Here is a 24,978-nt window from a genome sequence, read left to right as displayed (position 1 = left end):
GAAACGTCGTCATTCGACATTAGGCGGAATTAGTCCGGTAGAATTTGAAAAAGGCTATACGGGCTTAACTATGTGTCCGTGAATTTGTGGGAAACCCAGAGAGACAACTCTTGGTTATGTGGAGTATCAAGTTGATATTCAATATCAAAAAATCTTTTGAGATATCTACGAGCATCAAACCCATGACCATAAACTGCTTTAATCGAATGGCATAACTGTTCAGTGTCCGTACTTACAATAAAATAAACACCGGATGTTGAAAATAAGTGTTTTATACTTTCTAAAAGCTCTATGGAAAACAAGGGGCGGCAGCGATCTAACTCATCTACAAAAATGTATATTGGTAGGTACTTATCTTGAGATTTATCAACAATCTTTACGAGGTTTGCGATAGTGTCCGTAAAACTTTCTGTAGCACTTTTTTTTTCCTCATAAACTTCTAAGGCTTTTGAAGTTGCTAAGTTAGTTATGTCTTGTGCTAGATCAGAAATGTTATCAGCAGTTTTATTTTTGCTCCCAAGTCCATCTTGAGATAAGTATTTCTCTATAGATGTCCCTGTTAGCTGCTTAACAAGAGCTGCAAGTAATATTGGTAAAGCAGGTTTTACAAATGATTTGGCTAACTTCTTGAGTTTAGCAACCTGATTTAAAGCGTCATCCTCACTAAGTAATTCATCCTTTAAAGATAAACAAACACAAGAAATAAAAGACAATAATGCTTCGTCACTGAAATCATTTTTCCATGCATCGAAAATTACTACAGGATGACCATATTGTCTCAATTGTTCTGCAAAGTGTTTAATGAAAAAAGTTTTTCCATGTCCCCAGCCGGAATCAATATTCATTACAAAAGGTCTGTTTTTTTCTGCTTGAAATTTGCTTTCGAGAAACCTATTAAGATGCATCGCCTCATTTATTCTTCCAAGCTTATCATCCTTCCATATCGTTTCAGTTAGTCCAGTATTATCATTTTCCATAACCTCAAATCCCCAATGCCCTTTTAGGTAAGCCATATAACGAATAATATGATTTTGAAAATTTAATTAGGAGTAGGTAGGTATGGAATTAGATATTTCAATGCTTGATTACCCTCTTGAACAGTTTGTAATCACGTCGAATAAAAGCAATATGACCGCAGTTAGTGTGCATTAGCAAATTTGCGCTAGGGTTTAACTTCAGTTTACGACTGTTCTGAAATGAACGGATAGTAGGTAATTTATGAGTAACTTGGTACTCAGAGCGGTACTCATGGGAGCATTTGGAGTGTGTACGAGAAGCGTCACCAGTTTAAACTTTTAGTGAAATCAAAGGCTTAAGCTGGTAGGCACGATTGGATTCGAACCAACGACCTCCACCATGTCAAGGTATTGCTGTAGCTCATAAGGTAGTGGTGAGGATCGCTTCTAAACTATGCCAGTGATGGTGATAAGGTGTTGCCGTGATGTCTCCCCGTGAGGGCTTTGACCTATCGACAGACGTAGGAAAGCTCATGCTGACTATGTTGGCCTCTCTCGCTGAGCTGGAGCATAAGAATATTAAAGCGAGACAGATGGCAGGAATAGCAAGAGCGAAGTCTGAAGAAAAAGCGCTTGGAAGACAAAAACAAATTGATGACAATAAGGTTGTTCAGGAAAGAGAAGTCAGCAAGTATTAAACAGATGGCTGAACACTTCGGAATATTTACTGCCTCTGTAAAAAGAGCTTGTAATTCTGTACTGATATAACATTATTCAATATGAAACTGTAGGACTTGAAATGAGAGACTTGGGCGAATTGGGAGAAGATACATTCAAGCTGTGGTGTTCCCAAGCCGGGTTAATAGCGAATCACTCAAGAATAGATAAAACAGGGTGGGATTTTCATATTGAGTCCCCACAAAACTATAAATCATTATCTGGTGAAATACATTCATCGCCTCTTGAATATAGAGTTCAAGTAAAAGCAACGGACAAAAGGAATCGAAAGTTAGCGGTGCCGTTATCAAATTTATGGCGCATGGCTACTCTTCAAATGCCAACATATTATGCATTTCTTGAATTTGATGAAGAAAATGAGGCCCAAAACGCTTTTTTGGTGCATATGGATAGCGAGTTGGTCGGGAAAGTCTTGGAACGATTACACAAAAACGAACAAAAAGATAAACCTGCAGACCTACATAAAATTACTTATACCATACGGTACGGTGAGCAACACAAATTAAAACAGCTAGATGGAGATAACCTCTTTCTCCAATTAAATAAACCCATCAATAATGATATGGCGAAGTATATAGCTGATAAGAAACAGTATCTTGAAACAATAGGATACGGCGATGATGCCTACAGTGTTTTATTCTCGCTTAATACCACGGATGCTTTAAACCTTTTAGATTCATCACTGGGGTTCGAGAGTGCAGCGAAAGTTTTTTCAGTTACGGCTAGAAAAAAGAGGTTTGGTATCTATAACAAAGAACCCGTTTTCAATCACGAATCCGGCATTCTTAGTATAGATGCAAAGCCATTTTCATTTGGAAAGATAATATTTAGAGAGAACTCATTTTCTGCTGGTCTGTCGTTTGATGTAAGCGTCTATACTCCCATTTTCCTTGGAAACTTCCTGCCTCCTGAGCATAAAAAATTACGTGTTAAAAGTGACTTGTTCGATATTATCTGGTTCACGGAGACATCAAAACTAACTATCAACTTCACGTTCTCAGGAAAGGTTGAAATAAGGCAGCTTTCTAAAGTTTTAAAGCTAATGCAGATAGTGAAGTCAAACTTCCAAATTGAGCTTGACTTGGATATAAGAGAGCAACCGCTAAAATTCAATTCAAACGGTGCCGACACAGAGTCAATCTCGTATGAAAATGAGTCAGCTGCAATTCAGCAAATTCAAACGATACTTGATGCATTTGAATTCAGCGATTTCCTAGAGCTTACGCTTGATGAGGTCTCCTCATTTTCTTCTGTATACCTTAACTTTATAGAGCTTTTAAATGTGAATTTAGTGAGTAAGGCAAATAAAGAGTTTGTTGTAAAAACAACATTCACCGAGGCTCCGGAAATCAAAGAGGGCAAGAATATAACTCTTTCAAGTGCGACAATACGAATCGGCGATTATTTCTTTGGAGTTGTCTTCTCGATTAAGGGGGATTACAAAAAAGTAGAAGAGAATAGCTATATATTGCAAAGTAATAATTATAAATGTGAAGAAAAGTTTGTTATTGGAATAGGTCAGGGCCAGGATTCAATTACTGAAGTAAGTGAAGGACTTATAAGTTCAGCATCTGATCGGTATGAAGCTGAGGGTTATGACGTATTCATTGTAAAGATATAGTGATCATACGAAAAAAATTAGTATTTTTAGAACTGCACTACTCCATTTGAATCAATATTAATCAATACCGATTTGCAATCGGAGCAAATTTGCTGAATCTTTATTTAACATGATTATCGATTTAACAAGATTTTAAGTATCAAATCTAAGATAACTTTGTCCCCCGTTTAAAAGATAGCTGGTGGAATATCTATGCAGTGAGATTGCTGTTGAACTCGGCATTTCAGTATCGATGGGGTTGAGGATTAGGCTAGTATTTAGTTTCAGGAATGTGGTGATGTCTAACTCTACTTTTGATTTCTTTTACAACACCTGAATATCCGGGAAATAGCCGTGAGGCTCCGTAATTACTCTCAGCAAGTAGTAACTGTAAACTTTGTGCCTGACTTGAAGGCAACCTAATCTTAACAAGAGTATCATCAAAGCTATGACCCAGATGATTGAAGTGTCGCATTAATCTTTCATCCAATGATTCATTGTTGTCTTGTTCTATATACCCTTTATCTACTGATTCCCTAAATTTAGAAAACTCAACAATTGGGGTGGGCCAGTGTGTAAATACGCCAGATTGTGCAGCTAAGTTTGGATTCTGGGAGTAAGGCGGTGTTACGAAAGTGAGTGGGCATTTTTCATTTGTATTATTCATGAGATTTATAATTTCATGGTTAATACACCAGACAGAAATATACGAGCTACCTTGTTGTTTTTCGTGGGATGCAAAATAAGCTGCGACTAAAGGATCATGAGTCCAATCGAGAAGTCTGGTAGGTATACCGTAATGTTGGGCTAAGGCGGCAATTTCTAATAAATCTTCTGGTATCCATGAAGAACTCTCTTTACGAAGTTCACCCATGAAATGATCTTTCTTGTTTATTAGACGTTTTCTTACCCTTTCATTAACGGGGACGGATAGTCCTCTAGAGTCGGCAAGTCGGTAAAAATCTCTTAGGGCAGTGTATTCAGTCTCCATTTGGAAATACTTACCTTTCGTGTGCGCTTCCTCGGGTGTAAACATATTTGCAAAATGCCATATCTTCTCAAGGTTATCTTTTCTAAGAGCGCTAGGTATTAGTTTAAAGTTATCGTCACTATGGCCGCGAAAGACAAACTCTGATAAGTCAAACTCGCTAGACCATGGAGAAAGGGCTGTGAGGAACTCTTTGGCAGTTGTGTAGGTGTATTCCTTACAAAAATCAAACATTAGATCGCCCTTATTCTTAAGACATTAACTTTATCAGATGTGTAGTCTGAAAAATGATTATTGAGCATTACTAAAATTGGTACAAACTTTGGTACAATCAGCGCATTTTTTAAACGTCGTAGCTTAAGGGCAACAAGAGTAAAAACACCAGCAATCGAACTGCGCACTTCGGTTGTACATGCGTTGAACCATGGTTCCCGGGTAGGTTGCTTGAGGCAGATGGTGACATCTGTCCCAGATGAATGATTGTCCACGACAGAACCCGGCTTATCGGCCATCTCAAACTTTTTTTCGGTTAACACCCATCCCAAAAAATTTTCTCCAAGACAAAACCCGTCTTTATTCTAGAATCTACTTTAACTTCCGATGCCAGTTTTTTGATAAGAAATAAGTCCTCAATTTTGCCATGATCCACTTTCCTCCCACTTTTACGAAAATGCGCTAAGTCATTGTCGTAAAAAGAGGATTTTCTTAATTTTGATGCTTGACTTCAGTATGACGCACTCCTATAGTGTCGGAAAGTGGGGAAAAGTGGATCTTTGTGGATCCTTCAATTTGAGGACTAACGGTGTTTCGAGGCGTAGCAACTTTCAATCTGGATGCAAAAGGACGGATGGCCATCCCAGCCAAGTTCCGTAAGCATCTTGATGTCTGTTGTGAGGGCCGTTTAGTTATAACTATCGATCACTCAGACCACTGTCTACAGGTTTATCCATTACCTGAATGGGAAACGGTTGAACAAAAATTATCTGCGCTACCCAGTTTGAATCCTCAGGTTCGTCGTCTCAAACGTATGCTTTTGGGGTACGCCACAGAGTGTGAAATGGATAGCAATGGTCGGATTTTGTTACCAGCCAAACTCCGAGAGTTTGCCGGGTTAGACAAAAACATAGTGATGATTGGCCAAGGAAATAAGTTTGAACTGTGGGATGAACAAGCCTGGAACACGTTAATGGATGCATGTCTTCAAGAAGACTTTGACGCAATACTGCCAGCTGAACTCGAAACGCTATCGATATAGGGCGGAGTCATGACAAATCCTCTCCCAATACATCAACCGGTTCTTCTCAAAGAAACCGTCGAGGCGCTGTTTATTCAGCCCGATGGCTTTTATGTGGACGCTACTTTTGGCCGTGGTGGTCATTCTCGAGCTATTCTGCAACAGCTCTCAGAAAATGGTCGGTTGTTAGGGTTGGACCGTGATCCGGCCGCTGTTAGCGCTGGTCAAGCGCTGGCTGCCAGTGATAGCCGTTTTGCAATAGAGCATTGTGCATTTTCAGATCTGGCAACTGTTATTCATTCAAGACTTTGGCAAGGCCAGGTTAATGGTATTTTGATGGATATTGGTGTTTCTTCACCTCAATTGGATGAAGCTGAACGTGGCTTTAGTTTTCAGCATGATGGTCCTTTAGATATGCGAATGGATCCCACATCGGGGATGAGCGCCGCAGAATGGCTTGCCACTGCTGAGATGAATGAAATTGCCACTGTCATTAAAACATTAGGAGAAGAGCGTTACGGCAAGCGTATTGCCAGCGCTATTGTTGAAACCCGTGAACACACACCTATCACCACAACCAGGCAATTGGCTGATTTGGTCGACAAAGCCAGTCCTACCCGTGATAAGTTCAAGCACCCAGCAACCCGTACTTTTCAAGCGATTCGTATTTTTATAAACAGTGAGCTTGAAGAGTTGACCAGTGCGCTGGAGCAAGCCTTGGATGTATTGGCTGTAGGCGGCAGATTAGTGGTGATCAGTTTTCATTCACTGGAAGATCGTATCGTAAAACGTTTTTTCCGCGATCAAGCAAAAGGTGATGATTTACCAGCGCATTTCCCTATCCGGGCAGCTCAGTTAAATCCGCGGTTACGAATTATTGGTAAAGCCATTAAAGCGGATGAGGCGGAATTGGCTCTCAACGTACGTTCCCGCAGTGCAGTATTGCGTGTGGCGGAGAAACTTGCATGAGTTGGCCAACATTTTTTGAATATATTCGGATTGATTTGCCGGTCTTGGTGATGACCTTACTGGTGCTTATTTCATCAGTAGCCGTGGTCTATACCAAACATGCTGGTCGTAGTGAATTTGTTGCTTTGCAACAGTTAGAAAACAGACGTGATCAGTTAAATGAAGAATGGGGCAAGTTATTGCTTGAGCAAAGCACTTGGGCAAGCCCAGCCAGAGTTGAGCAGCAATCTCGTACCAGACTGAATATGCAAGTACCAACCAATGAGCAAACTGTGGTGGTCAAACCATGAGCCGTCGTCAGCAAAGAGGTTATCAACAAACGGGCAGCTGGCGTCTGAACCTGGTCAGGTTGTCGTTTATTTTGATTGGTTTGGGCTTGTTGTGGCGCTTGGTTGATATTCAGGTGCTTAACCCGGACTTTTTGCGTAATCAGGGTGATGCACGTCATTTGCGTAATGTGCCTATTGTGGCGCATCGCGGCATGATTCTGGATCGGCATGGTGAACCATTGGCTATTAGTACCCCAGTACATTCTGTCTGGTTGAATCCGCAAGCCACCGATCCTGAAAACCCGCAACTGGCTAAGTTAGCAGCGATCCTGGATATTGATGTTCGAAATATCCGCGAACGTATCTATCAAAATCCTAATCGCGAGTTTTTATATCTAAAACGAAGAGTCACCCCAGAGATTTCCGAGCAGGTAAAACAGTTAAAAATTGGTGGAGTCGCCTTACAACGCGAATATAAGCGCTATTACCCAACAGGCGAAGTCACAGCGCATGTGGTTGGGTTTACCAATATTGATGATGTGGGACAGGAAGGTCTCGAATTAACCTATGAACCCTTGTTAACCGGCGTGCCAGGCATGCGCCGTATGGTGCGGGACAGTAAAGGAAATTTTGTCGGTGGCGGGGATCCTATCCGTGCAGCAAAAGCAGGGGAAAATATCCAACTGAGTATCGATTTACGCCTGCAGTATCTGAGTTACAACGCTTTGAAGAATGCGGTAGAAAAAAACAAAGCTCAATCAGGCTCGGCGGTTATTCTGGATGTTCAAACCGGTGAAGTGCTGGCTATGGTCAACCAACCGGCCTTTAATCCGAATAATCGTTATGGTGTAAGTTCTAACGATTTACGCAATCGTGCTGTTACTGATCTATTCGAACCTGGGTCAACGGTTAAACCCTTTACGATTGTCAGTGGTTTGAAATCGGGCAAATTCGATCTCGATACCATGATTAATACGCATCCTGGAACCTTTAGAGTAAGTGGCCACAATATCCGTGATTTTCGGGATTACGGCATTATTAACCTGGCTACTTCAATTCAAAAATCCAGTAACGTTGCTGCCAGCAAAATCGCCCTGGAATTAGAGCCAATGGATCTATGGCAGGACTTTGCCAGTTTTGGCATGGGAGTCGATAGTGGCGCCTATTTCCCTGGTGAAGCAATGGGCCGTTTACCTGACCCTCGCACATGGCGCACGCTGGATAGAGCGACATTGGCATATGGTTATGGTCTGGCAACCAATACCCTGCAGTTGGCAAGAGCCTATACCATCATAGGTAATGGCGGCATCATGCGAGATGTCACGTTTATCAAACAAGATAACGTGCCAAAAGGACGTCGAGTTTTCTCCAAAGATTTAATGGAAACCGTCCGTAGCATGATGGAATTGGTAGTGCTGTCCGGAGGAACCGCTCAACGTGCCGCCGTACCAAATTATCGAGTAGCCGCAAAGACCGGAACAGTTAAAAAAGCCATGGCCGGCGGCTATACCGAAAGTGAATATCAATCATTATTCGCCGGTTTAATTCCTGCCAGTAATCCACGACTTGCCATGGTGGTAGTTATTGATAACCCGACTGGTGAAGAATATTACGGTGGTGCAGTCGCTGCCCCTGTATTTGCCGATGTTATGGTTGGTGCGATGCGTTTATTGAATATCGCCCCGGATGCACTCCCTCAAACGCAATTACAGGTGGCGCATCAATGAAATATCAAATGCGTCTAATTGATTTGCTGAACCTGGTGGAGAGTGACTCGGTGTCGACCAAAGTAATTACCGGCATGAGTCTGGATAGTCGGCAACTCGAGTCGGGAGATGTGTTTTTTGCATTAGCTGTTGATCCGGAGATTCGTGCTCAACATATCCATCAGGCCATCACCACTGATATTGCGGCGCTGTGCTATTCAGCGGATGAACCTCTATCTGAGGAGCTGAGGAAGCTGCTTGCAGAACGGCAAATCGAAGCGGTCGCTGTGAAGAATTTAAAACAGAGTACAGCGCGTCTGGCCGCAGCATTTTATCAATATCCCTCAGCCACCATGACCATTGTCGCGGTAACAGGCACCAATGGTAAAACATCGGTTACCCAGTTTATTGCCCAGGCATTGGAAAGTACTGGTAAGCCTTGTGGTGTGATAGGCACTCTGGGCAGTGGCCGCGTATCGGACATTAAATATCATGGTATGACCACGCCTGACCCTGTCCGAATGCAGGCAATGCTGGCTGAGATGCGTGATGCAGGAATTCAGTATCTGGCGTTGGAAGCTTCTTCACATGCACTTGAACAAGGTCGTCTGGATTTTGTTGATATCGATTATGCGGTATTGACCAACTTAACCCGGGATCATCTTGATTATCATCAGACAATGGCGGATTACGCAGCCGCAAAACAACAGTTATTCAGCTTTGCCTCACTGCAGGCTGCTGTGGTGAATGCTGACGATGAGTTTGGACAAAAAATACTGTCACAGCTCCATGGCCAGAATATGCACTGTGTTGAATACAGTTGCCAGAATCGAAATGCACAGTTATTTGCGTCAGATATCCAGGCCACCTCTAATGGTTTGAAATTCAATATACAACTCAAGCAAGATAATTTGGCTATCGAAACCCGCTTACTTGGCCGCTTCAACGTCGAAAATTTGTTGTCAACCGCTGCAGTATTATCACTGCTTGACTGGCCAGCAACCCAAATAGCCCAAGCGCTTAATCAGTTGAAAAGTGTTAATGGCCGCATGCAAATGCTGGCAACAAGCCTGCAGCCCTCAGTCGTAGTGGATTTTGCTCACACACCGGATGCATTGGAAAAGGCTTTACTAGGTATGCGTCAGCATATGCAGTCTGACGCCAAATTATGGTGTGTATTTGGTTGTGGTGGAGATCGCGACAACGGTAAACGGCCACTGATGGGAAATATTGCCAGCAGGTTGGCTGACAAGGTGGTACTGACCGACGATAACCCACGCACTGAAAACAGCGGCACCATCATTGATCAGATTATGACCGGGTGTATCGAGGGAACTGATCTTTACATTGAAGCCAATAGACAGCAGGCGATTGAGTATGCCGTTCTGGATTCAGCCCTGGATGACATGGTGCTTATCGCCGGTAAGGGGCATGAACAGTATCAGGAAGTAGCCGGCGTAAAAACACCATTTAATGATTATGAGATTGCAATGCAAGCCATACAAAAACGCCATTCAGCAACAAGGGTAACTTTATGACGTGGAATATTCGCCTGAGAGACATTGCTGAGCAGCTCAATGCAGAGCTCCATGGCACTGATGCGCTGATGACTGGCAGTAAAATTGATAGCCGTAAAATTGAACAAGGTGATTTATTTATTGCTTTGCCAGGCAAAAATACCGACGGGCATGATTATATTGAACAAGCTCGGCTTGCTGGAGCCTGTGGAGCGCTGGTCAATCGACATATCCCCGACGAATTACCTCAAATTGTTGTGGCGGACGTGGTTAAGGCTTATGGACAAATTGCCCGATTCTGCCGTGAAAAGAGTCAGGCCAGAATTGTTGCCGTCACGGGCAGTAATGGTAAGACAACGCTGAAAGAAATGATTGCTTCCATTCTGGGGCAATGTGGCCGGGTTTTAGCGACAGCGGGTAATTTGAATAATGAACTGGGCGTTCCCCTCACTTTGACACGGCTTAATGAGAATTATGATTTTGCAGTTATCGAGATGGGTGCTAACCATGCTGGTGAAATCGCTAACCTGGTAGCCATGGCAGAGCCTGATGTTGCAGTGATTAATAATGTGGGGGCAGCACATCTGGAAGGGTTTGGCTCATTGCAAGGCGTTGCAGAAGCCAAAGGAGAAATTTTTTCAGGTCTCAAAGCCGAGGGGATGGGCGTCATAAACATGGATATGCCTTATCTGGATACATGGAAACATATCCTTGGTGCACGCCAGTACAAAAGCTTTGGTCTTCAACAACCGGCTGATATCACCGCATTAGACTTGCAGCTGTCTGTGACCGGTAGTCACTTTATGGTCAGGCTGGACGGGGTTTGTCATTTTATCTCTTTACCATTACCGGGAATTCACAACGTCAGCAATGCATTAGCCGCCATTGCGGTTTGTTCAGCGTTAGATATTGCTCCGGAACCAATTGTCAAAGGCCTTGCTGCAATCAAATCAGTACCTCATCGGCTGCAATTGCGCCAGGCGGTAAACAACTCACTTGTGCTCGACGACACCTACAATGCCAATCCAGGTTCATTTAGCCAGGCCTTACAAACATTAATGCAGTTTCCTGGAGCGCATTGGCTGGTGTTAGGTGATTTTGGCGAACTGGGACCAGAAAGTGCCACTATTCATCAACAGTTAGGTCGTGATGCCAGGGCCGCTGGGGTACAGAAGCTGTTCACCGTCGGTCAACAAAGCCAGCTCGCAGCGGTTGCATTTGGTGATAATGCCAAGCATTTCAATGATAAGTCACAGCTGGAAGCAGAGTTGAAAAACACGCTCAATAAAGATGTCGCGTGTTTAATCAAAGGATCACGATTTATGAAACTGGATCTGCTGGCGGATGCTCTTTCGATTGGGGGAGAAGTCTGATGCTGTTAATACTGAGTGAATATTTAAGCCAGTATTACACCGGCTTTAATGTCTTCCAATACCTCACACTGCGTGCCATTTTGGGGGTGATGACGGCGCTGGGTATAGCTCTGATTGTAGGACCTACCATGATCCGTCATCTGAGTTTCAGACAGATTGGGCAAGTTGTCAGAAATGACGGCCCAGAGTCACATTTCAGTAAGACCGGAACACCGACGATGGGAGGTTCACTGATTCTGGTAGCGATTGCTGTGAGCACGCTACTGTGGGCGGATCTTGCTAATCGATATGTATGGGTCGTGTTACTGGTTACCTTGTTGTTTGGCTTAATCGGCTTTGTTGATGACTACATTAAATTGGTGAGACAGGATCCAAAAGGTTTATTAAGTCGATATAAATATTTCTGGCAGTCAGTTGTCGGTTTGGGAGCAGCCATATTTCTGTATATGACTACCCAAACAGCTGCAGAAACGCAGCTTATTGTGCCGTTTTTTAAAGAAATAATAATCCCGCTGGGTGCGTGGTATCTCCTGGTGGTGTATCTGGTGATTGTCGGCAGCAGTAATGCTGTGAATCTCACTGATGGATTGGATGGTCTGGCTATTATGCCGACGGTAATGGTCGCAGCAGCATTGGGTTTATTCAGCTATGTCGCCGGCCATTTTGAATTTGCCCATTACCTGCAAATTCCGCATATCCCGGGTGCAGGGGAGTTAACCGTATTTTGTGCAGCAATGGTTGGAGCCGGTTTAGGTTTTCTGTGGTTTAACACCTATCCCGCACAAGTATTTATGGGCGATGTCGGCGCACTGGCATTAGGTGCTGCATTAGGCACTGTAGCCGTTCTGGTCCGTCAGGAATTGGTATTAGTGATTATGGGGGGAGTGTTTGTGATTGAAACGCTTTCGGTCATGATTCAGGTAGCTTCCTATAAATTACGCGGCAAACGGGTGTTTTTAATGGCACCTATTCACCATCACTATGAATTAAAAGGCTGGCCTGAGCCCCGTATTATTGTTCGATTTTGGATCATCACCGTGTTTCTGGTGCTGGTCGGTTTGGCGACGTTGAAAATACGATGACAGCAGAATTACAACAACATAGTTCGCACTATAGTCTGATCATAGGTTTAGGTCAGACAGGATTGTCTTGCGCGCGATTTTTATTACAGCAAGGCAATGCGGTCGCTGTGATCGATAGTAGTGACAAACCTTCTTGTCTGAATGCGCTGCAAAAAGATTTTCCTGAAGTTGTGGTCAAAACAGGCAGTATCCCTGCTGACTGGTTAATGCGAGCAGACTCAATTGTATTGAGCCCTGGAGTCGACCCACGCTTACCTCAGATTAAACAGGCTGCTCAAGCAGGCATTGAAATTGTCGGCGATATTGAGTTGTTCGCACGTCATGCCAATGCACCCATTATTGCGATTACCGGCTCCAATGGTAAAAGCACTGTAACGACTTTGGTAGGGCTGATGGCGCAAATGGCAGATAAAAAAGTCGCCATTGGAGGTAATTTGGGGACGCCGGCTTTGGATTTGTTGACGGATCCTGCGCCAGACTTTTATGTCCTTGAACTATCCAGCTTTCAGCTGGAAACCGTGCAATCTTTAAATGCATTTGCTTCCGTCATTCTGAATGTCAGTCCGGATCATCTGGACCGCTACGATTCAATTGATGATTATCAAAAAGCCAAACAGAAAGTTTATCAAGGTAATGGCGTCATGGTGATTAACCGTGATGATCCAATTGTGTCGGCTATGGCGATCGCAGGACGGGATCAGCTTGGTTTTAGTCTGCATGAATCAACCGGTTATGAGTTTGGTGTACTGACTCAGCGTGGCCACTTGTGGTTAGCGGAAGGTGACACACCTTTAATGCTGGTCAGCGAAATGAAAATTGCTGGCAGTCATAACATTGCAAATGCCTTGGCTGCGTTAGCTCTGGGCTCTGTGATGGGCTTGCCAATGGACGCCATGTTGAAAGCCTTAAGAGAATTCAAAGGATTGCCTCATCGGTGTCGTTTCGTTCGTGAATTACATGGCGTGCGCTGGTTCAATGATTCCAAAGCAACCAACGTTGGAGCAAGTATCGCTGCCATAGAAGGCCTGGCGGATAATGGCAAGATTGTGCTGATTGCCGGTGGAGTTGGAAAAGGACAGGATTTTGCGCCTCTAGGACCCGTTCTGAATGATTATGTCAGCACGATCGTGTTAATTGGCCAATCCGCGGAAGAGATTGCGCGTCATGTTCCGAAAACCGTACAACTGCATTTTGCTGCTGATATGAAAGCAGCTGTTCAAGCAGCAAATCTTTCTGCACAGGATGGTCAGCAGGTATTGTTATCACCAGCTTGTGCGAGTTTTGATCAATTTGCCAACTATGCCGATCGTGGTGAGCACTTTGAACAGGCTGTGAGGGAGTTGGCAGCATGAGTCGTGTAAATACCTACTTCGATTCAAAGCTAATGCTGGCAACATTAGCCTTATTGTTGATCGGTCTGGTGATGGTGTGTTCAGCCTCAATTACGATTGCCGAAAATAAAACCGGCCAACCACTGTATTTCTTTATCCGTCAGCTGGCTTTTGCCATGATCGGTCTATTCTTTGCGTGGTGCGTGATGTCGATACGTCTATCACACTGGCAACAAATGGCACCGATGTTATTGATGATTGGTGTCGGTATGCTGGTAATGGTTTTGATCCCCGGGGTCGGCCGTGAAGTAAACGGCAGTTCTCGCTGGTTACCCTTAGGCCCCGTCAATCTCCAGGTAGCAGAGTTAATCAAATTATTTGCCATTATCTACGTAGCAGATTACCTGCAACGTCACCATGGACAACTGAATACGTCATTATTGAAAGTATTATCGCCATTAATGCTGCTAAGTGTGGCTGCCGTGCTGTTATTAATGCAGCCCGATATGGGGTCTATCGTGGTCATTTTGTCCACAGTATTGGTTATGCTTTTTCTGGGTGGCGCAAGACTGGATGTATTTATTGGTTTGATCGCTATTTTGGCAGGTCTATTTACCATGATGGTCTGGGTGGCTCCTTACCGTTTACAACGGCTACAAAGCTTTATGGATCCGTGGGCTGATCCTTTTGGTAGCGGTTTTCAGTTAACCCAGGCACTCATAGCCTTTGGCCGGGGAGACTGGCTTGGAGTGGGATTAGGAAGCAGCATGCAAAAGCTGTTCTATCTGCCTGAAGCACATACTGACTTTCTGTTTTCAATTCTGGCTGAAGAACTTGGACTAATAGGGGCTGTGGCGGTGATCGCCCTGTTTCTGATCATGATTTGGCGTGCACTGGCCATTGGGCGTGCTGCCGAAGAAGCGGGTCAATTATTTGGTGCACAAATCGCCTATGGTATTTCGGTATGGCTGGGGCTCCAGGCCTGCGTCAATATTGGTGTGAATATGGGCGTGTTGCCGACCAAAGGTTTAACGCTGCCCTTGATGAGTTATGGCGGTAGCAGTCTGGTCATCGTGTGTGTCGCCATTGGATTGTTGTTACGCGTGGATTTGGAAACCCGGCAGCCTGAGAAAGCGTCAGCGAGGGTCAAACGATGACCCGTGTATTGATTATGGCTGGTGGAACGGGTGGACATGTATTTCCCGCCTTAGCTGTGGCTGAGGAATTGCGATCCCGAGCAGTGGAGATTGAATGGATTGGTACTGAGCGCGGTATTGAATCTCGTTTGGTACCTGCTGCGGCCTTCAAATTAAATTTGATACCAATTAAAGGCTTACGTGGTAACGGACTGTTAGGCTGGTTGGTCGCTCCATTGAGAATTTTGCGAGCCGTTTTAGCCTCAAGAAAAATCATTAAACGATTTCAGCCGGATGTGGTGATTGGATTGGGAGGCTTTGCTTCTGGTCCCGGTGGTCTGGCTGCATGGTTATCGGGCAAACCGTTGTTGATCCATGAACAAAATGCGATTGCCGGTCTAACCAATCGCTTATTGGCAAAAATTGCCAAGCAGGTATTGCAGGGATTTGAAAACAGTTTTGCCAGTAGTAAGAAAACCAGATGGGTCGGTAACCCTGTTCGAAAGGAAATTGAACAGTTAGCGGAGCCGCAAATCCGTTATCAGATGAGAACTCAGCAATCAGTGAAACTGCTGGTGCTGGGTGGCAGTCTGGGAGCAAAAAGCTTGAATCAGGTCGTACCGCAGGCACTGGCGATATTAGGAAAACAGCATACGATTGATGTCATACATCAATGTGGTGAAAAGCATTTGGCTGACTGCCAACATGCCTATAAAAAGGCTGGGGTAGCGGGAACTGTAACGCAATTTATTGACGATATGGCAAAAGCTTATGGCGAGGCTGATTTGGTTATTTGTCGTGCTGGAGCACTCACCGTGGCCGAAGTAGCAGCCACAGGTGTTGCGGCGATATTTGTTCCATATCCCTACGCGGTAGATGACCATCAAACACACAATGCACAGGCATTAAAAGCCGCAGGAGCTGCTTTACTGATTGCTGATGCTGAACTCAATGCAGCCGATCTGGCAGCCGAGATGCAGCCATTACTGGCAAACCGTAAACAATTGGAAAAAATGGCAATACAAGCAAGAATATTGGCAAATCCAGGAACAGCAATACAGATAGCCGATATCTGTCTGGAGTGGGCACATGGCTAAATTAACCTCAGCAATGCAAAGCCGAGTCAAACATATCCATTTTATTGGTATTGGTGGCGTTGGCATGGGTGGAATTGCCGAAGTACTTCTGAATCTGGGATATAAGGTCAGTGGTTCCGATTTGCATGAGAACAGCCTGATTCAACACCTGCGTCAACTGGGTGCCAATATTATGATTGGACATGCTGCAGAATATTTGCAAGGTGCTGATGTTGTTGTCGTCACCACCGCAGTAAGTGCTGACAACGTCGAAGTTGTGGCAGCACGCGAACAACGTATACCTGTCGTACCACGCGCTGAAATGTTAGCTGAATTAATGCGTTTTAGTTATGGCATAGCGGTTGCCGGTACACATGGTAAAACGACGACAACCAGTCTGACAGCGGCGCTGTTAAGTGAAGGTGAGCTGGATCCTACCTTTGTGATTGGCGGAAGACTGAACAGCGCCGGTTCAAATGCGAGATTGGGCACCGGCCGGTATTTAGTTGCCGAAGCAGATGAGAGTGATGCCTCCTTTTTATATCTGCAGCCTATGATCGCGATTGTGACCAATATTGATGATGATCATATGGCGACCTATGAAGGTGACTTTGAGAAACTCAAAGCCACATTTATCGAGTTCCTGCATCACTTGCCGTTTTATGGTCTTGCCGTTTTATGTATTGATGATGACGTGGTGGAAAGTATTTTGCCTGAAGTTACCCGGCCGATTACCACTTATGGTCAGGATGAACGTGCTGATTTCCGTATCACTGAGTTGCGACAATACCAGGGACAAAGTGAGTTTACGGTGAGCGAAGCCCAAAGTGGCGTGCAATATCAGATCCGGTTAAATATGCCAGGATTGCACAATGCCTTGAATGCGACAGCGGCATTGGCAGTCGCACGTAATCTGGGTGTCGATGTAGCCGTCTGTCAACGCGCTTTGCTGAAGTTTGATGGCGTCGGCAGACGTTTCAATATTCTCGGTGAAAAACGCATTGCCCAGGGTCAGGTATTACTGGTCGATGATTATGGCCATCATCCTACCGAAATTGCAGCTACCATTGCAGCGAGTCGCGGTGGTTGGCCGGATCGCCGTTTAGTGGTGATTTTTCAACCACATCGTTATACCCGTACCCGGGATTTGTTTGAAGATTTTGCACGAGTGCTTTCAAGCATTGATGTACTGGTGGTGCTTGAAGTTTATCCAGCAGGAGAAAACAAGATTGCTGGTGCCGATGCACGCAGTTTATGCCGTGCCATACGCTTACGTGGTCAGGTTGAGCCGGTATTTGTGGAAGATAAACAATCTTTATTTTCTGTCCTTCCAGGTTTATTACAAGACCAGGACTTAGTGCTGACCCTTGGAGCGGGTGATATCGGATCAATAGCAAAAGAGTTGGACCAACTTGAGGAGCTGAGTTGATGGTATCGATGTTTTCTCAGCTACAAGGCGATTTGAAAACCAATGAGCCGTTATCACAGCATACGTCATGGCGGGTTGGGGGTAATGCTCATCGTTTTTATCAGCCCAAGGACAAAAATGATCTGGCGGTTTTCTTACGTCAGTTACCAGTCAATGAACCATTACTGTGGTTGGGATTGGGCAGTAATTTACTGATACGTGATGGTGGATTTGCCGGCACAGTAATCAGTATGGCTGGCACTATGCAGACATTAGAGATAAGCGGGAAAACAGTTACTGCCGAAGTAGGCGTTTACTGCAGTAAAGTCGCCAAGCAATCGGCTAAGCACGGATTAAGTGGGGCGGCTTTTCTTGCCGGTATTCCAGGCACCTTAGGTGGTGCGTTGGCGATGAATGCTGGAGCGCATGGGGCAGAGACCTGGCAGTTAGTGAAAGAAACCACCACGGTCACACGGCAGGGTGAACTTAAAAAACGCTCAGCCGATGAGTTTAAAGTCAGCTATCGCCACGTACAGCTACCGGAGAAAGAATGGTTTGTTTCTGCGACTTTGGAATTACAAAGCGGTGATGCAGAAGTTGAAACGGCATTGATACGAAATTTATTGAAAAAGCGTAATGACAGTCAACCAACAAACCAACCCTGTGCCGGTTCAGTATTTCGTAATCCCGAAGGTGACTATGCTGGTCGTCTCATCGAACAATGCGGTCTGAAAGGGTTGCGAGTCGGTGGTGCAAGTGTTTCAGAGAAACATGCCAATTTTATTGTGAGTGATGGATCGGCCAGTGCAGCAGATATCGAAGCACTGATTAATTTAGTCAGACAACGTGTAGAAGCAGAGACAAAAGTGCGATTGATACCCGAAGTTCACATTATCGGAGAACACGCATGAGCGAATTAGCATTTAATGCAAACAGTTTTGGTCGAGTTGCAGTGCTGCTTGGAGGCCGTTCTGCAGAACGTGAAATTTCACTGAAAAGTGGTCATGCGGTTTTAGCTGCTTTGCAGTCGCTTGGCGTGGATGCTGTTGAGTTAGACGTCGACAAAAATGTAAGTGAGCATTTACGTCAGAATAACTTTGATCGGGCATTTATTGTCCTGCATGGACGTGGTGGTGAGGATGGGGAAATCCAGGGTGTTCTGCAGTCGTTGCAACTGCCTTATACCGGCAGTGGCATTACCGGTGCAGTATTGTCGATGAATAAACGATTAAGTAAACAGGTCTGGGAAAGTCAGGGGTTACCAACACCTAAATATATGCGTTTAACCCGCCAGTCCAGCCCGGCACAACTTGTTGCAGAGTTAGGATTGCCAATAGTCATCAAACCGGTAAATGAAGGTTCAAGTATTGGCATGAGCAAGGTGACTTCTGCCGAGACGTTGGAACAAGCCATTAATCTTGCTTTTGACTATGACGATGAGGTTATTGCAGAGCAATGGATTCATGGTGCGGAATACACGGTAAGCATTTTGAATGGTGAGGCATTGCCCGTTATTCGCTTGACCACGCCAAGAGATTTTTATGATTTTGAAGCGAAATACTTGGCTGATTCTACTGAGTACTTATGTCCATGTGGCTTAAGTGATGCCGATGAAAAACGTTGTCAGCAATTGGCAATCAATGCTTTCAATGCACTCAATATGTCGGGGTGGGGCCGTATCGATGTAATGGCCGATCAACAAGGCAACTTTTATTTGCTTGAAGCGAATAGCGTTCCCGGTATGACGGACCACAGCCTGGTGCCAATGGCAGCAAGACAGGCTGGGATCAGTTTTGAAAATCTGGTTGCACAAGTACTGCAAAGCAGTTTTGAGGATAAACGCTGATGGCTATCAGACAACGTCCTACTGCTGGAGCTACACGTACTCAGGCGGTTAAGCCTCGTGAACCAGTGAACTGGAAAAGCCGGTTACGCAATATCAGTACGGTTCTGGTACTCCTGCTGTTGATTTTTGGCACCGTTTATATCAACAACGACGATACTTTGCCAATTTTGCATGTGACAGTCGAAGGTGAACTGATAAATACCGAAAAACAGGCATTAATTGAAGCGGTGACACCTTATGTCACAGGCAGTTTTCTGGATGTAAATGTAGCCGGTATTCGTCAGGCGGGTGAGGCCTTGCCCTGGGTGGCGCAAATTCAGGTAAGACGGGTCTGGCCGGATACGTTGCATTTGATGGTAAGTGAGCATCAGGCGATTGCCCGTTGGAATGAGGACGGTCTGGTCAATACGCGTGGCCAGGTGTTTTATCCCGATAGTGGAAAAATGCCAGAAGGACTCATTCAATTATTTGGTCCTGAAGGAGGCAGTGAATTGATGTCACGGCAGTTGGTGACGATTCAGCAGTCCGTCGATAAGTTGGGATTAAGAGTGAAAAGTCTGACCATGGATGAACGTCGTTCCTGGCAGATTCAATTTACGGATGATATGCAACTGCAGCTGGGGCGCGCTGCCAGTGAGCAAAGGTTAGCCAGATTTATTCGGGTGTTTGAAGGCCCGCTCGCAAGTTATCGCGATCAAATCAAAATTGTAGATATGCGCTATACCAACGGACTAGCAGTTGTCTGGAAAAACGGTAAGCAACCTGATTTTAATGGAATTGTGTAATGTCGAAACGAATTGAAAGAGAACTGATCGTTGGACTGGATATTGGCACCTCCAAGGTCGTCGCTATTGTTGCCGCGCCCATTCTGGATGCCGGGCCCAATGAAAATAAATTAGAAATTATCGGAATCGGCTCGCATCCTGCCCGAGGCATGAAAAAAGGTGTGGTCGTAAATATCGAATCAACAGTGCAATCCATTCAGCGAGCAATAGAAGAAGCTGAACTGATGGCCGGATGCCAGATTCATTCCGTATTCGCGGGCATTGCCGGCAGCCATATTCGCAGTTTGAACTCTCATGGCACCGTGGCAATTCGTGATAAAGAAGTGACGCAAGGAGATTTGGATCGGGTGTTGGATGCCGCACGCGCCGTTCATTTCCCGGGCGATCAGCAGTTACTGCATGTGCTGCCACAAGAATTCATTATCGATAATCAAGAAGGCATTCGTGAGCCTATCGGCATGTCAGGTGTTCGTCTGGAAGCCAAAGTGCACTTGATTACCGGTGCTGTCAGCGCGGCACAAAATATCACCAAATGTATTGAACGTTGTGGACTGGTGGTTGACGGAATCATATTGGAACAAATGGCTTCCAGCTATGCGGTGCTGGAACAGGATGAAAAAGAGCTGGGTGTCTGCTTAGTGGACATTGGTGGTGGCACAACTGATATTGCAGTATTTATCGATGGCGCTATCCGTCATACCGCTGTCATTCCAATTGCGGGGGATCAGGTCACTAACGATATAGCGGTGGCATTAAGAACGCCTACGCAATATGCCGAAGAAATCAAAATCAAATATGCCTGTGCCTTAACCCAGCTGGCACGGGAAGACGAAACTATTGAAGTTCCCAGTGTAGGTGACAGACCACCACGCCAGCTTGCAAGACAGACGCTGGCGGAAGTGGTTGAGCCCCGTTATGAAGAATTATTAATGTTGGTTCAAGCAGAACTGCGACGCAGCGGTTTTGAAGAAATGCTGGCAGCTGGTGTGGTTTTGACCGGCGGCAGTTCAAAAATGGAAGGTGCCATTGAGTTGGCAGAAGAGGTTTTTCATCTGCCCGTAAGGTTAGGTGTGCCGCAGCATGTTGGCGGTTTAGTAGATGTAGTACGTAATCCAATCCATGCCACGGGGGTGGGTTTATTACTGTTTGGAAATGAACAAGTGAGTACCGGACACAGTGAATCTGTGATTTCGGATGGTTTTAAAGGAATGCTTGCCAGAATGAAAAGTTGGTTTCAGGGCAATTTCTGAGCAAGCCTTGTTAGTAAATAAAGAGGGGAGAAAATCATGACATTTGAATTGATTGATACATATACAGCAAATGCGGTTATCAAAGTCATCGGTGTTGGTGGTGGCGGTGGTAACGCCTTGGAACACATGGTGGCCAATAAAATTGAAGGTGTGGATTTTATTTGTGCCAATACAGATGCACAGGCCTTACGTAAAAGTAATGCCACAACCCATTTACAATTAGGTACAGATATCACCAAAGGACTCGGTGCCGGTGCCAACCCGGATGTTGGTCGTCAGGCAGCATTGGAAGATCGTGAACGTATTATGGATGTGATCCGTGGTGCTGATATGGTCTTTATTACGGCTGGTATGGGGGGTGGAACAGGTACTGGAGCTGCTCCGGTTGTTGCTCAAGTTGCCAAGGAAATGGGTATTTTAACGGTTGCCGTTGTGACGAAACCCTTCCCTTTCGAAGGTGGAAAAAGACTTAAAGTCGCCACAGCCGGTATTGAAGAACTGGGCCAACATGTCGACTCGTTAATTACCATTCCAAATGAAAAACTGCTGAAAGTATTAGGCAAAGAAATGAGCTTACTGAATGCCTTTAAATCAGCCAACGATGTGTTATTGGGCGCAGTTCAGGGTATTGCCGAGTTGATCACTCGTGAAGGTATGATCAATGTCGACTTTGCTGACGTACGCACAGTGATGTCTGAAATGGGTATGGCAATGATGGGAACAGGCCGTGCGTCAGGTGAAAACCGTGCCGCTGAAGCAGCAAGACTGGCTGTCTCAAGCCCATTGCTGGAAGATGTCGATTTGGCTGGTGCTCGTGGTGTACTTGTCAATATTACAGCCGGTTTGGATATGAGTATCGGTGAGTTTGAAGAAGTCGGTAATACCATTAAAGAATTTGCCTCAGATGACGCCACTGTAGTTGTTGGTACCGTCATTGATCCTGAAATGACAGATGAATTACGTGTCACTGTGGTAGCAACCGGTTTGGGAGCAGCAAGGGCAGCCATTGCAAAACCAATAGAAACCAGTTCTGCGCCGCAAATCGAAATTGTTAAAAAGCCGGTAGATATCGATTACGATGAACCAACTGTTTTACGCAATGGTCGTAATAGTGAGCATAAACAGGCGGCTAATGGTGATGTCAATATGGATTATTTGGATATTCCGGCATTCTTACGTAGACAAGCTGACTAACGTAGATGGTGAAGTAATATAAGCCTATGATATTATTCTCGGATGATTAAACTAGAAGGGGGTAAAGCACCTTGATAAAGCAACGAACATTGAAAAATGTGATTCGTGCCACAGGTGTGGGATTACACAGCGGTGAGATGGTCTATTTAACACTGCGTCCGGCTGCCCCTAATACTGGCATCATCTTCCGTAGAGTGGATTTGGATCCTGTCGTTGAAATCGAGGCCAAAGCGGAGAATGTGGGGGAAACAGCCCTGTCAACCACATTGATTCAAAATGGCCAGCGGGTTTCAACGGTAGAACATCTATTGTCGGCCTTTGCCGGACTGGGTATCGATAATGCTTATATTGATCTGAATGCAGCAGAAGTCCCAATTATGGACGGCAGTGCCGGTCCTTTTGTATTTTTGGTGCAATCTGCAGGTATTGAAGAACAATCTGTCGCCAAACAATTTATTCGTATCAAAAAGCCTGTATTACTGGAAGATGGTGATAAGTGGGCCAAATTTGAGCCCTTTGAAGGTTTCAAAGTCTCTTTCACGATCGATTTTGAACATCCGGCGTTTACCGGCAGGCCACAACAAGTTGATGTTGATTTCTCCTCCACATCATTTGTTCGTGAAGTCAGTCGGGCCAGAACATTTGGTTTTATGAAAGACATCGAAAAGTTACGTGAAATGAATTTAGCATTAGGTGGCAGTATGGACAACGCCATCGTGGTAGATGATTTTCGCGTTTTAAATGAAGATGGCCTACGCTACGAAGATGAATTTGTACGTCATAAAGTACTTGATGCGATTGGTGACTTATATTTGCTTGGCCATAGCTTGATTGGTGCTTTTGTTGGACACAAATCAGGTCACGAAGTGAACAATCGCTTATTACGTAAGCTCATTGCCCAGGAAGATTGCTGGGAATTGGTGACATTTGAAGAGGATGCAGACGCCCCAATCGTGTTCAGTCGTCCTGCTGCTTCAATAGTCAGTTAGTCTTCTTTATCAGTTCTACCTCGCTTTGCGAGTCTACGCAGCGCTGTTTTGAGCTGACCATCGTCTAAACCGGCGGCGGTCTGTTCAATCAGCGCTGCATTGTTATGAGACATATCGATAATATTGGACTGGGTGGATGGTGGGCGCGGATGATTGGGTTTAACCTTGACATCCACTCGTACAATTTTTTCAGCTAACTGACTGGAAAAAGTTTTACAAATGGTTGCGGAATGAAAGCGTAACAGGCTTGCTATTGCCGCATTTTCGGTATGAATGACAATTTTCTGGTCTTTCATATTCGCCAGCTGGCAATGACCTGCGAACTGTGGAGGTAAAATTTCTTGCAGAATGCTGTTAAGCTGGGTTAATTTTTGGGCGCGCTTCGACATTTGCTGTAACAGCAGATTTGACTTGCAAACAGTAGTGAAATGAAGCGGTTTATTTGACATGTCTCAAACCCGGGACGAGGATAAGTATGCAGATTATCATAATATCCGCCGACAACACCGGCCACAAGCATTGGCATCTAAGCCGAACGCGATTGATGTTGCTCGCGACATTTCTTTTGTCGATAACCATTGCTGTAACGGTTTCTGCAATGAAATTCATCGAAGAAAAAACCAACATTACAACAACAGAAAATTCAAAGTTTTTTCCTACAGCACAACTCCTGACTCCTAAATCACCTGCCTATTCAATCAGTGATAACACCACTGAAAATGAAGCGATCCAAGGTTTCTACGCACAGCAACTGGGGGGGCTGCAAGCTGAAGCAATCCGTTTAAAAATGTTAAGCCAACGGTTGGCTGAAATAGCTGGATTTGAATTAAGTGATTTTGATTTGGACTTTGCACCGGGCATGGGTGGGATCGAAAAATCAGGGGATTGGCTATCTAATGCAGAGTTTGAAGAAAGTTTAGTTCAATTATCTCAAGACTTTGCTGATCAACAAGATACGCTGACTGCTTTGCAGGATTATTTGATCACCAATGAAAATATTACAGGTGCCATCCCGACTGGCAGACCAATTCAGGAGGGATGGATTTCCTCTTTCTATGGTTACCGTGTCGATCCTTTTAATGGCAAAAAAGTGTTTCATGACGGGATAGACTTTGCCGGTAAAACGGGAAGTGCGGTTATTTCGGTTGCCGATGGTATTGTTAGCTGGGCAGGCATGCGTGGTGGTTATGGTGGTTTGGTAGAAATCGATCATGGAAACGGTTACCTCACTCGATATGCCCATAACAAATCGATTGAAGTGAATACTGGTGATCGAGTCAGCAAAGGGGATGTGATTGCGCTGATGGGGTCAACTGGCCGTTCAACAGGTCCGCATGTCCATTTCGAAGTGCTAAGAGACGGTAAATCGGTTAACCCTTTTAATTACATCGAATAATGCTTATTGCAATTGAAAAAAATGCCACCACTTAAAAAAAGTGTGGCAGGTCCCTTTCGATCTTCCCAACAGTACGCGTTATAATCACGCGATTAATCAAACCGTCGTCAATTCGGCACAACTCAACAGGTAGTT

The 24,978-nt window shown here is 44.8% G+C and carries 24 protein-coding genes; 20 read left to right on the top strand and 4 right to left on the bottom strand.

The window, feature by feature from the left end:
- Nucleotides 1-68: 68 nt before the first annotated feature.
- The gene (locus LGT40_RS14570; RefSeq protein ID WP_226071245.1) at nt 69-977 is read right to left on the bottom strand and encodes a KAP family P-loop NTPase fold protein; all 909 of its coding nucleotides are present in this window, start codon (nt 975-977) and stop codon (nt 69-71) included.
- A 464-nt stretch (nt 978-1,441) separates the two neighbouring features.
- Here LGT40_RS14570 and LGT40_RS14565 point away from each other — a divergent pair, with 464 nt between their 5' ends.
- On the top strand, nt 1,442-1,654 hold the full coding sequence (locus tag LGT40_RS14565; RefSeq protein WP_226071243.1) for a recombinase family protein: 213 nt from the start codon (nt 1,442-1,444) through the stop codon (nt 1,652-1,654).
- Nucleotides 1,655-1,755: 101 nt separating this feature from the next.
- Complete coding sequence (locus tag LGT40_RS14560) at nt 1,756-3,315, top strand: hypothetical protein (protein ID WP_226071241.1); 1,560 nt, start codon at nt 1,756-1,758, stop codon at nt 3,313-3,315.
- Nucleotides 3,316-3,565: 250 nt separating this feature from the next.
- Here the strand turns inward: LGT40_RS14560 and LGT40_RS14555 are convergent, their stop codons facing one another.
- On the bottom strand, nt 3,566-4,516 hold the full coding sequence (locus LGT40_RS14555; protein ID WP_226071239.1) for an FRG domain-containing protein: 951 nt from the start codon (nt 4,514-4,516) through the stop codon (nt 3,566-3,568).
- A complete protein-coding gene (locus LGT40_RS14550) occupies nt 4,516-4,827 on the bottom strand; it encodes a hypothetical protein (protein ID WP_226071236.1) in 312 nt (103 codons plus the stop codon). Before LGT40_RS14550 ends, LGT40_RS14555 begins: the two co-directional genes overlap by 1 nt.
- A 257-nt stretch (nt 4,828-5,084) precedes the next feature.
- Between LGT40_RS14550 and mraZ the strand changes: the two genes are divergently transcribed.
- The 17 genes from mraZ to lpxC all read left to right on the top strand — a co-directional run bounded on the left by mraZ (nt 5,085) and on the right by lpxC (nt 23,447).
- Nucleotides 5,085-5,537 (top strand): division/cell wall cluster transcriptional repressor MraZ, encoded by a 453-nt coding sequence (gene mraZ, locus LGT40_RS14545; RefSeq protein ID WP_226071234.1) that lies wholly within the window; start codon nt 5,085-5,087, stop codon nt 5,535-5,537.
- A gap of 9 nt (nt 5,538-5,546) precedes the next feature.
- Nucleotides 5,547-6,485 (top strand): 16S rRNA (cytosine(1402)-N(4))-methyltransferase RsmH, encoded by a 939-nt coding sequence (gene rsmH / locus LGT40_RS14540; protein ID WP_226071232.1) that lies wholly within the window; start codon nt 5,547-5,549, stop codon nt 6,483-6,485.
- Nucleotides 6,482-6,775 carry a cell division protein FtsL gene (gene ftsL, locus LGT40_RS14535; RefSeq protein WP_226071230.1) on the top strand — a complete coding sequence of 98 codons (294 nt, stop codon included), beginning with the start codon at nt 6,482-6,484 and terminating at the stop codon, nt 6,773-6,775. Before rsmH ends, ftsL begins: the two co-directional genes overlap by 4 nt.
- Nucleotides 6,772-8,481, top strand: a complete 1,710-nt coding sequence (locus tag LGT40_RS14530; protein ID WP_226071229.1) for a peptidoglycan D,D-transpeptidase FtsI family protein — start codon at nt 6,772-6,774, stop codon at nt 8,479-8,481. Before ftsL ends, LGT40_RS14530 begins: the two co-directional genes overlap by 4 nt.
- Complete coding sequence (locus LGT40_RS14525; protein WP_226071227.1) at nt 8,478-9,998, top strand: UDP-N-acetylmuramoyl-L-alanyl-D-glutamate--2,6-diaminopimelate ligase; 1,521 nt, start codon at nt 8,478-8,480, stop codon at nt 9,996-9,998. Before LGT40_RS14530 ends, LGT40_RS14525 begins: the two co-directional genes overlap by 4 nt.
- Nucleotides 9,995-11,350, top strand: coding sequence for a UDP-N-acetylmuramoyl-tripeptide--D-alanyl-D-alanine ligase (locus LGT40_RS14520; protein WP_226071224.1), 1,356 nt, complete (start codon nt 9,995-9,997; stop codon nt 11,348-11,350). Before LGT40_RS14525 ends, LGT40_RS14520 begins: the two co-directional genes overlap by 4 nt.
- The gene (gene mraY, locus LGT40_RS14515) at nt 11,350-12,432 is read left to right on the top strand and encodes a phospho-N-acetylmuramoyl-pentapeptide-transferase (protein ID WP_226071222.1); all 1,083 of its coding nucleotides are present in this window, start codon (nt 11,350-11,352) and stop codon (nt 12,430-12,432) included. The genes LGT40_RS14520 and mraY overlap by 1 nt, the downstream gene beginning before the upstream one ends.
- Complete coding sequence (murD, locus tag LGT40_RS14510) at nt 12,429-13,784, top strand: UDP-N-acetylmuramoyl-L-alanine--D-glutamate ligase (RefSeq protein ID WP_226071220.1); 1,356 nt, start codon at nt 12,429-12,431, stop codon at nt 13,782-13,784. Before mraY ends, murD begins: the two co-directional genes overlap by 4 nt.
- Entirely contained in the window at nt 13,781-14,920 is a 1,140-nt protein-coding gene (gene ftsW, locus LGT40_RS14505; protein ID WP_226071218.1) for a putative lipid II flippase FtsW, read from the top strand. The genes murD and ftsW overlap by 4 nt, the downstream gene beginning before the upstream one ends.
- The gene (gene murG / locus LGT40_RS14500; protein ID WP_226071216.1) at nt 14,917-15,996 is read left to right on the top strand and encodes an undecaprenyldiphospho-muramoylpentapeptide beta-N-acetylglucosaminyltransferase; all 1,080 of its coding nucleotides are present in this window, start codon (nt 14,917-14,919) and stop codon (nt 15,994-15,996) included. Before ftsW ends, murG begins: the two co-directional genes overlap by 4 nt.
- Entirely contained in the window at nt 15,989-17,404 is a 1,416-nt protein-coding gene (gene murC / locus LGT40_RS14495; RefSeq protein WP_226071214.1) for a UDP-N-acetylmuramate--L-alanine ligase, read from the top strand. Before murG ends, murC begins: the two co-directional genes overlap by 8 nt.
- Nucleotides 17,404-18,294 carry a UDP-N-acetylmuramate dehydrogenase gene (gene murB / locus LGT40_RS14490; protein WP_226071212.1) on the top strand — a complete coding sequence of 297 codons (891 nt, stop codon included), beginning with the start codon at nt 17,404-17,406 and terminating at the stop codon, nt 18,292-18,294. Before murC ends, murB begins: the two co-directional genes overlap by 1 nt.
- Nucleotides 18,291-19,229, top strand: a complete 939-nt coding sequence (locus tag LGT40_RS14485; RefSeq protein ID WP_226071210.1) for a D-alanine--D-alanine ligase — start codon at nt 18,291-18,293, stop codon at nt 19,227-19,229. The genes murB and LGT40_RS14485 overlap by 4 nt, the downstream gene beginning before the upstream one ends.
- Entirely contained in the window at nt 19,229-20,014 is a 786-nt protein-coding gene (locus LGT40_RS14480; protein WP_226071208.1) for a cell division protein FtsQ/DivIB, read from the top strand. Before LGT40_RS14485 ends, LGT40_RS14480 begins: the two co-directional genes overlap by 1 nt.
- Complete coding sequence (gene ftsA, locus LGT40_RS14475) at nt 20,014-21,264, top strand: cell division protein FtsA (protein WP_226071206.1); 1,251 nt, start codon at nt 20,014-20,016, stop codon at nt 21,262-21,264. The genes LGT40_RS14480 and ftsA overlap by 1 nt, the downstream gene beginning before the upstream one ends.
- 36 nt (nt 21,265-21,300) lie before the next feature.
- Nucleotides 21,301-22,458, top strand: a complete 1,158-nt coding sequence (ftsZ, locus tag LGT40_RS14470) for a cell division protein FtsZ (RefSeq protein ID WP_226071204.1) — start codon at nt 21,301-21,303, stop codon at nt 22,456-22,458.
- 71 nt (nt 22,459-22,529) lie between these two features.
- Nucleotides 22,530-23,447, top strand: a complete 918-nt coding sequence (gene lpxC / locus LGT40_RS14465) for a UDP-3-O-acyl-N-acetylglucosamine deacetylase (RefSeq protein WP_226071202.1) — start codon at nt 22,530-22,532, stop codon at nt 23,445-23,447.
- On the opposite strand, the gene LGT40_RS14460 is transcribed toward lpxC, so the two are convergent.
- Nucleotides 23,444-23,896, bottom strand: a complete 453-nt coding sequence (locus tag LGT40_RS14460) for a DUF721 domain-containing protein (RefSeq protein WP_226071200.1) — start codon at nt 23,894-23,896, stop codon at nt 23,444-23,446. The two genes, lpxC and LGT40_RS14460, sit on opposite strands and share 4 nt — an antisense overlap.
- 26 nt (nt 23,897-23,922) lie before the next feature.
- Here LGT40_RS14460 and LGT40_RS14455 point away from each other — a divergent pair, with 26 nt between their 5' ends.
- The gene (locus tag LGT40_RS14455) at nt 23,923-24,843 is read left to right on the top strand and encodes a M23 family metallopeptidase (protein WP_226071198.1); all 921 of its coding nucleotides are present in this window, start codon (nt 23,923-23,925) and stop codon (nt 24,841-24,843) included.
- The last annotated feature ends 135 nt before the right edge of the window (nt 24,844-24,978 follow it).

Source organism: Methylophaga pinxianii (assembly GCF_020447225.1).
GTDB lineage: Bacteria > Pseudomonadota > Gammaproteobacteria > Nitrosococcales > Methylophagaceae > Methylophaga > Methylophaga pinxianii.
The sequence above is the reverse complement of the archived record's forward strand: the minus strand, read 5'-3'. Positions and strand labels throughout refer to the sequence as shown.

Coding starts and splice junctions, on each gene's coding strand:
- LGT40_RS14570 (WP_226071245.1), bottom strand. CDS start 977: ATGGAAAATGATAATACTGGACTAACTGAAACGATATGGAAGGATGAT.
- LGT40_RS14565 (WP_226071243.1), top strand. CDS start 1,442: ATGTCTCCCCGTGAGGGCTTTGACCTATCGACAGACGTAGGAAAGCTC.
- LGT40_RS14560 (WP_226071241.1), top strand. CDS start 1,756: ATGAGAGACTTGGGCGAATTGGGAGAAGATACATTCAAGCTGTGGTGT.
- LGT40_RS14555 (WP_226071239.1), bottom strand. CDS start 4,516: ATGTTTGATTTTTGTAAGGAATACACCTACACAACTGCCAAAGAGTTC.
- rsmH (WP_226071232.1), top strand. CDS start 5,547: ATGACAAATCCTCTCCCAATACATCAACCGGTTCTTCTCAAAGAAACC.
- ftsL (WP_226071230.1), top strand. CDS start 6,482: ATGAGTTGGCCAACATTTTTTGAATATATTCGGATTGATTTGCCGGTC.
- LGT40_RS14530 (WP_226071229.1), top strand. CDS start 6,772: ATGAGCCGTCGTCAGCAAAGAGGTTATCAACAAACGGGCAGCTGGCGT.
- LGT40_RS14525 (WP_226071227.1), top strand. CDS start 8,478: ATGAAATATCAAATGCGTCTAATTGATTTGCTGAACCTGGTGGAGAGT.
- LGT40_RS14520 (WP_226071224.1), top strand. CDS start 9,995: ATGACGTGGAATATTCGCCTGAGAGACATTGCTGAGCAGCTCAATGCA.
- mraY (WP_226071222.1), top strand. CDS start 11,350: ATGCTGTTAATACTGAGTGAATATTTAAGCCAGTATTACACCGGCTTT.
- murD (WP_226071220.1), top strand. CDS start 12,429: ATGACAGCAGAATTACAACAACATAGTTCGCACTATAGTCTGATCATA.
- ftsW (WP_226071218.1), top strand. CDS start 13,781: ATGAGTCGTGTAAATACCTACTTCGATTCAAAGCTAATGCTGGCAACA.
- murG (WP_226071216.1), top strand. CDS start 14,917: ATGACCCGTGTATTGATTATGGCTGGTGGAACGGGTGGACATGTATTT.
- murC (WP_226071214.1), top strand. CDS start 15,989: ATGGCTAAATTAACCTCAGCAATGCAAAGCCGAGTCAAACATATCCAT.
- murB (WP_226071212.1), top strand. CDS start 17,404: ATGGTATCGATGTTTTCTCAGCTACAAGGCGATTTGAAAACCAATGAG.
- LGT40_RS14485 (WP_226071210.1), top strand. CDS start 18,291: ATGAGCGAATTAGCATTTAATGCAAACAGTTTTGGTCGAGTTGCAGTG.
- LGT40_RS14480 (WP_226071208.1), top strand. CDS start 19,229: ATGGCTATCAGACAACGTCCTACTGCTGGAGCTACACGTACTCAGGCG.
- ftsA (WP_226071206.1), top strand. CDS start 20,014: ATGTCGAAACGAATTGAAAGAGAACTGATCGTTGGACTGGATATTGGC.
- ftsZ (WP_226071204.1), top strand. CDS start 21,301: ATGACATTTGAATTGATTGATACATATACAGCAAATGCGGTTATCAAA.
- LGT40_RS14460 (WP_226071200.1), bottom strand. CDS start 23,896: ATGTCAAATAAACCGCTTCATTTCACTACTGTTTGCAAGTCAAATCTG.
- LGT40_RS14455 (WP_226071198.1), top strand. CDS start 23,923: ATGCAGATTATCATAATATCCGCCGACAACACCGGCCACAAGCATTGG.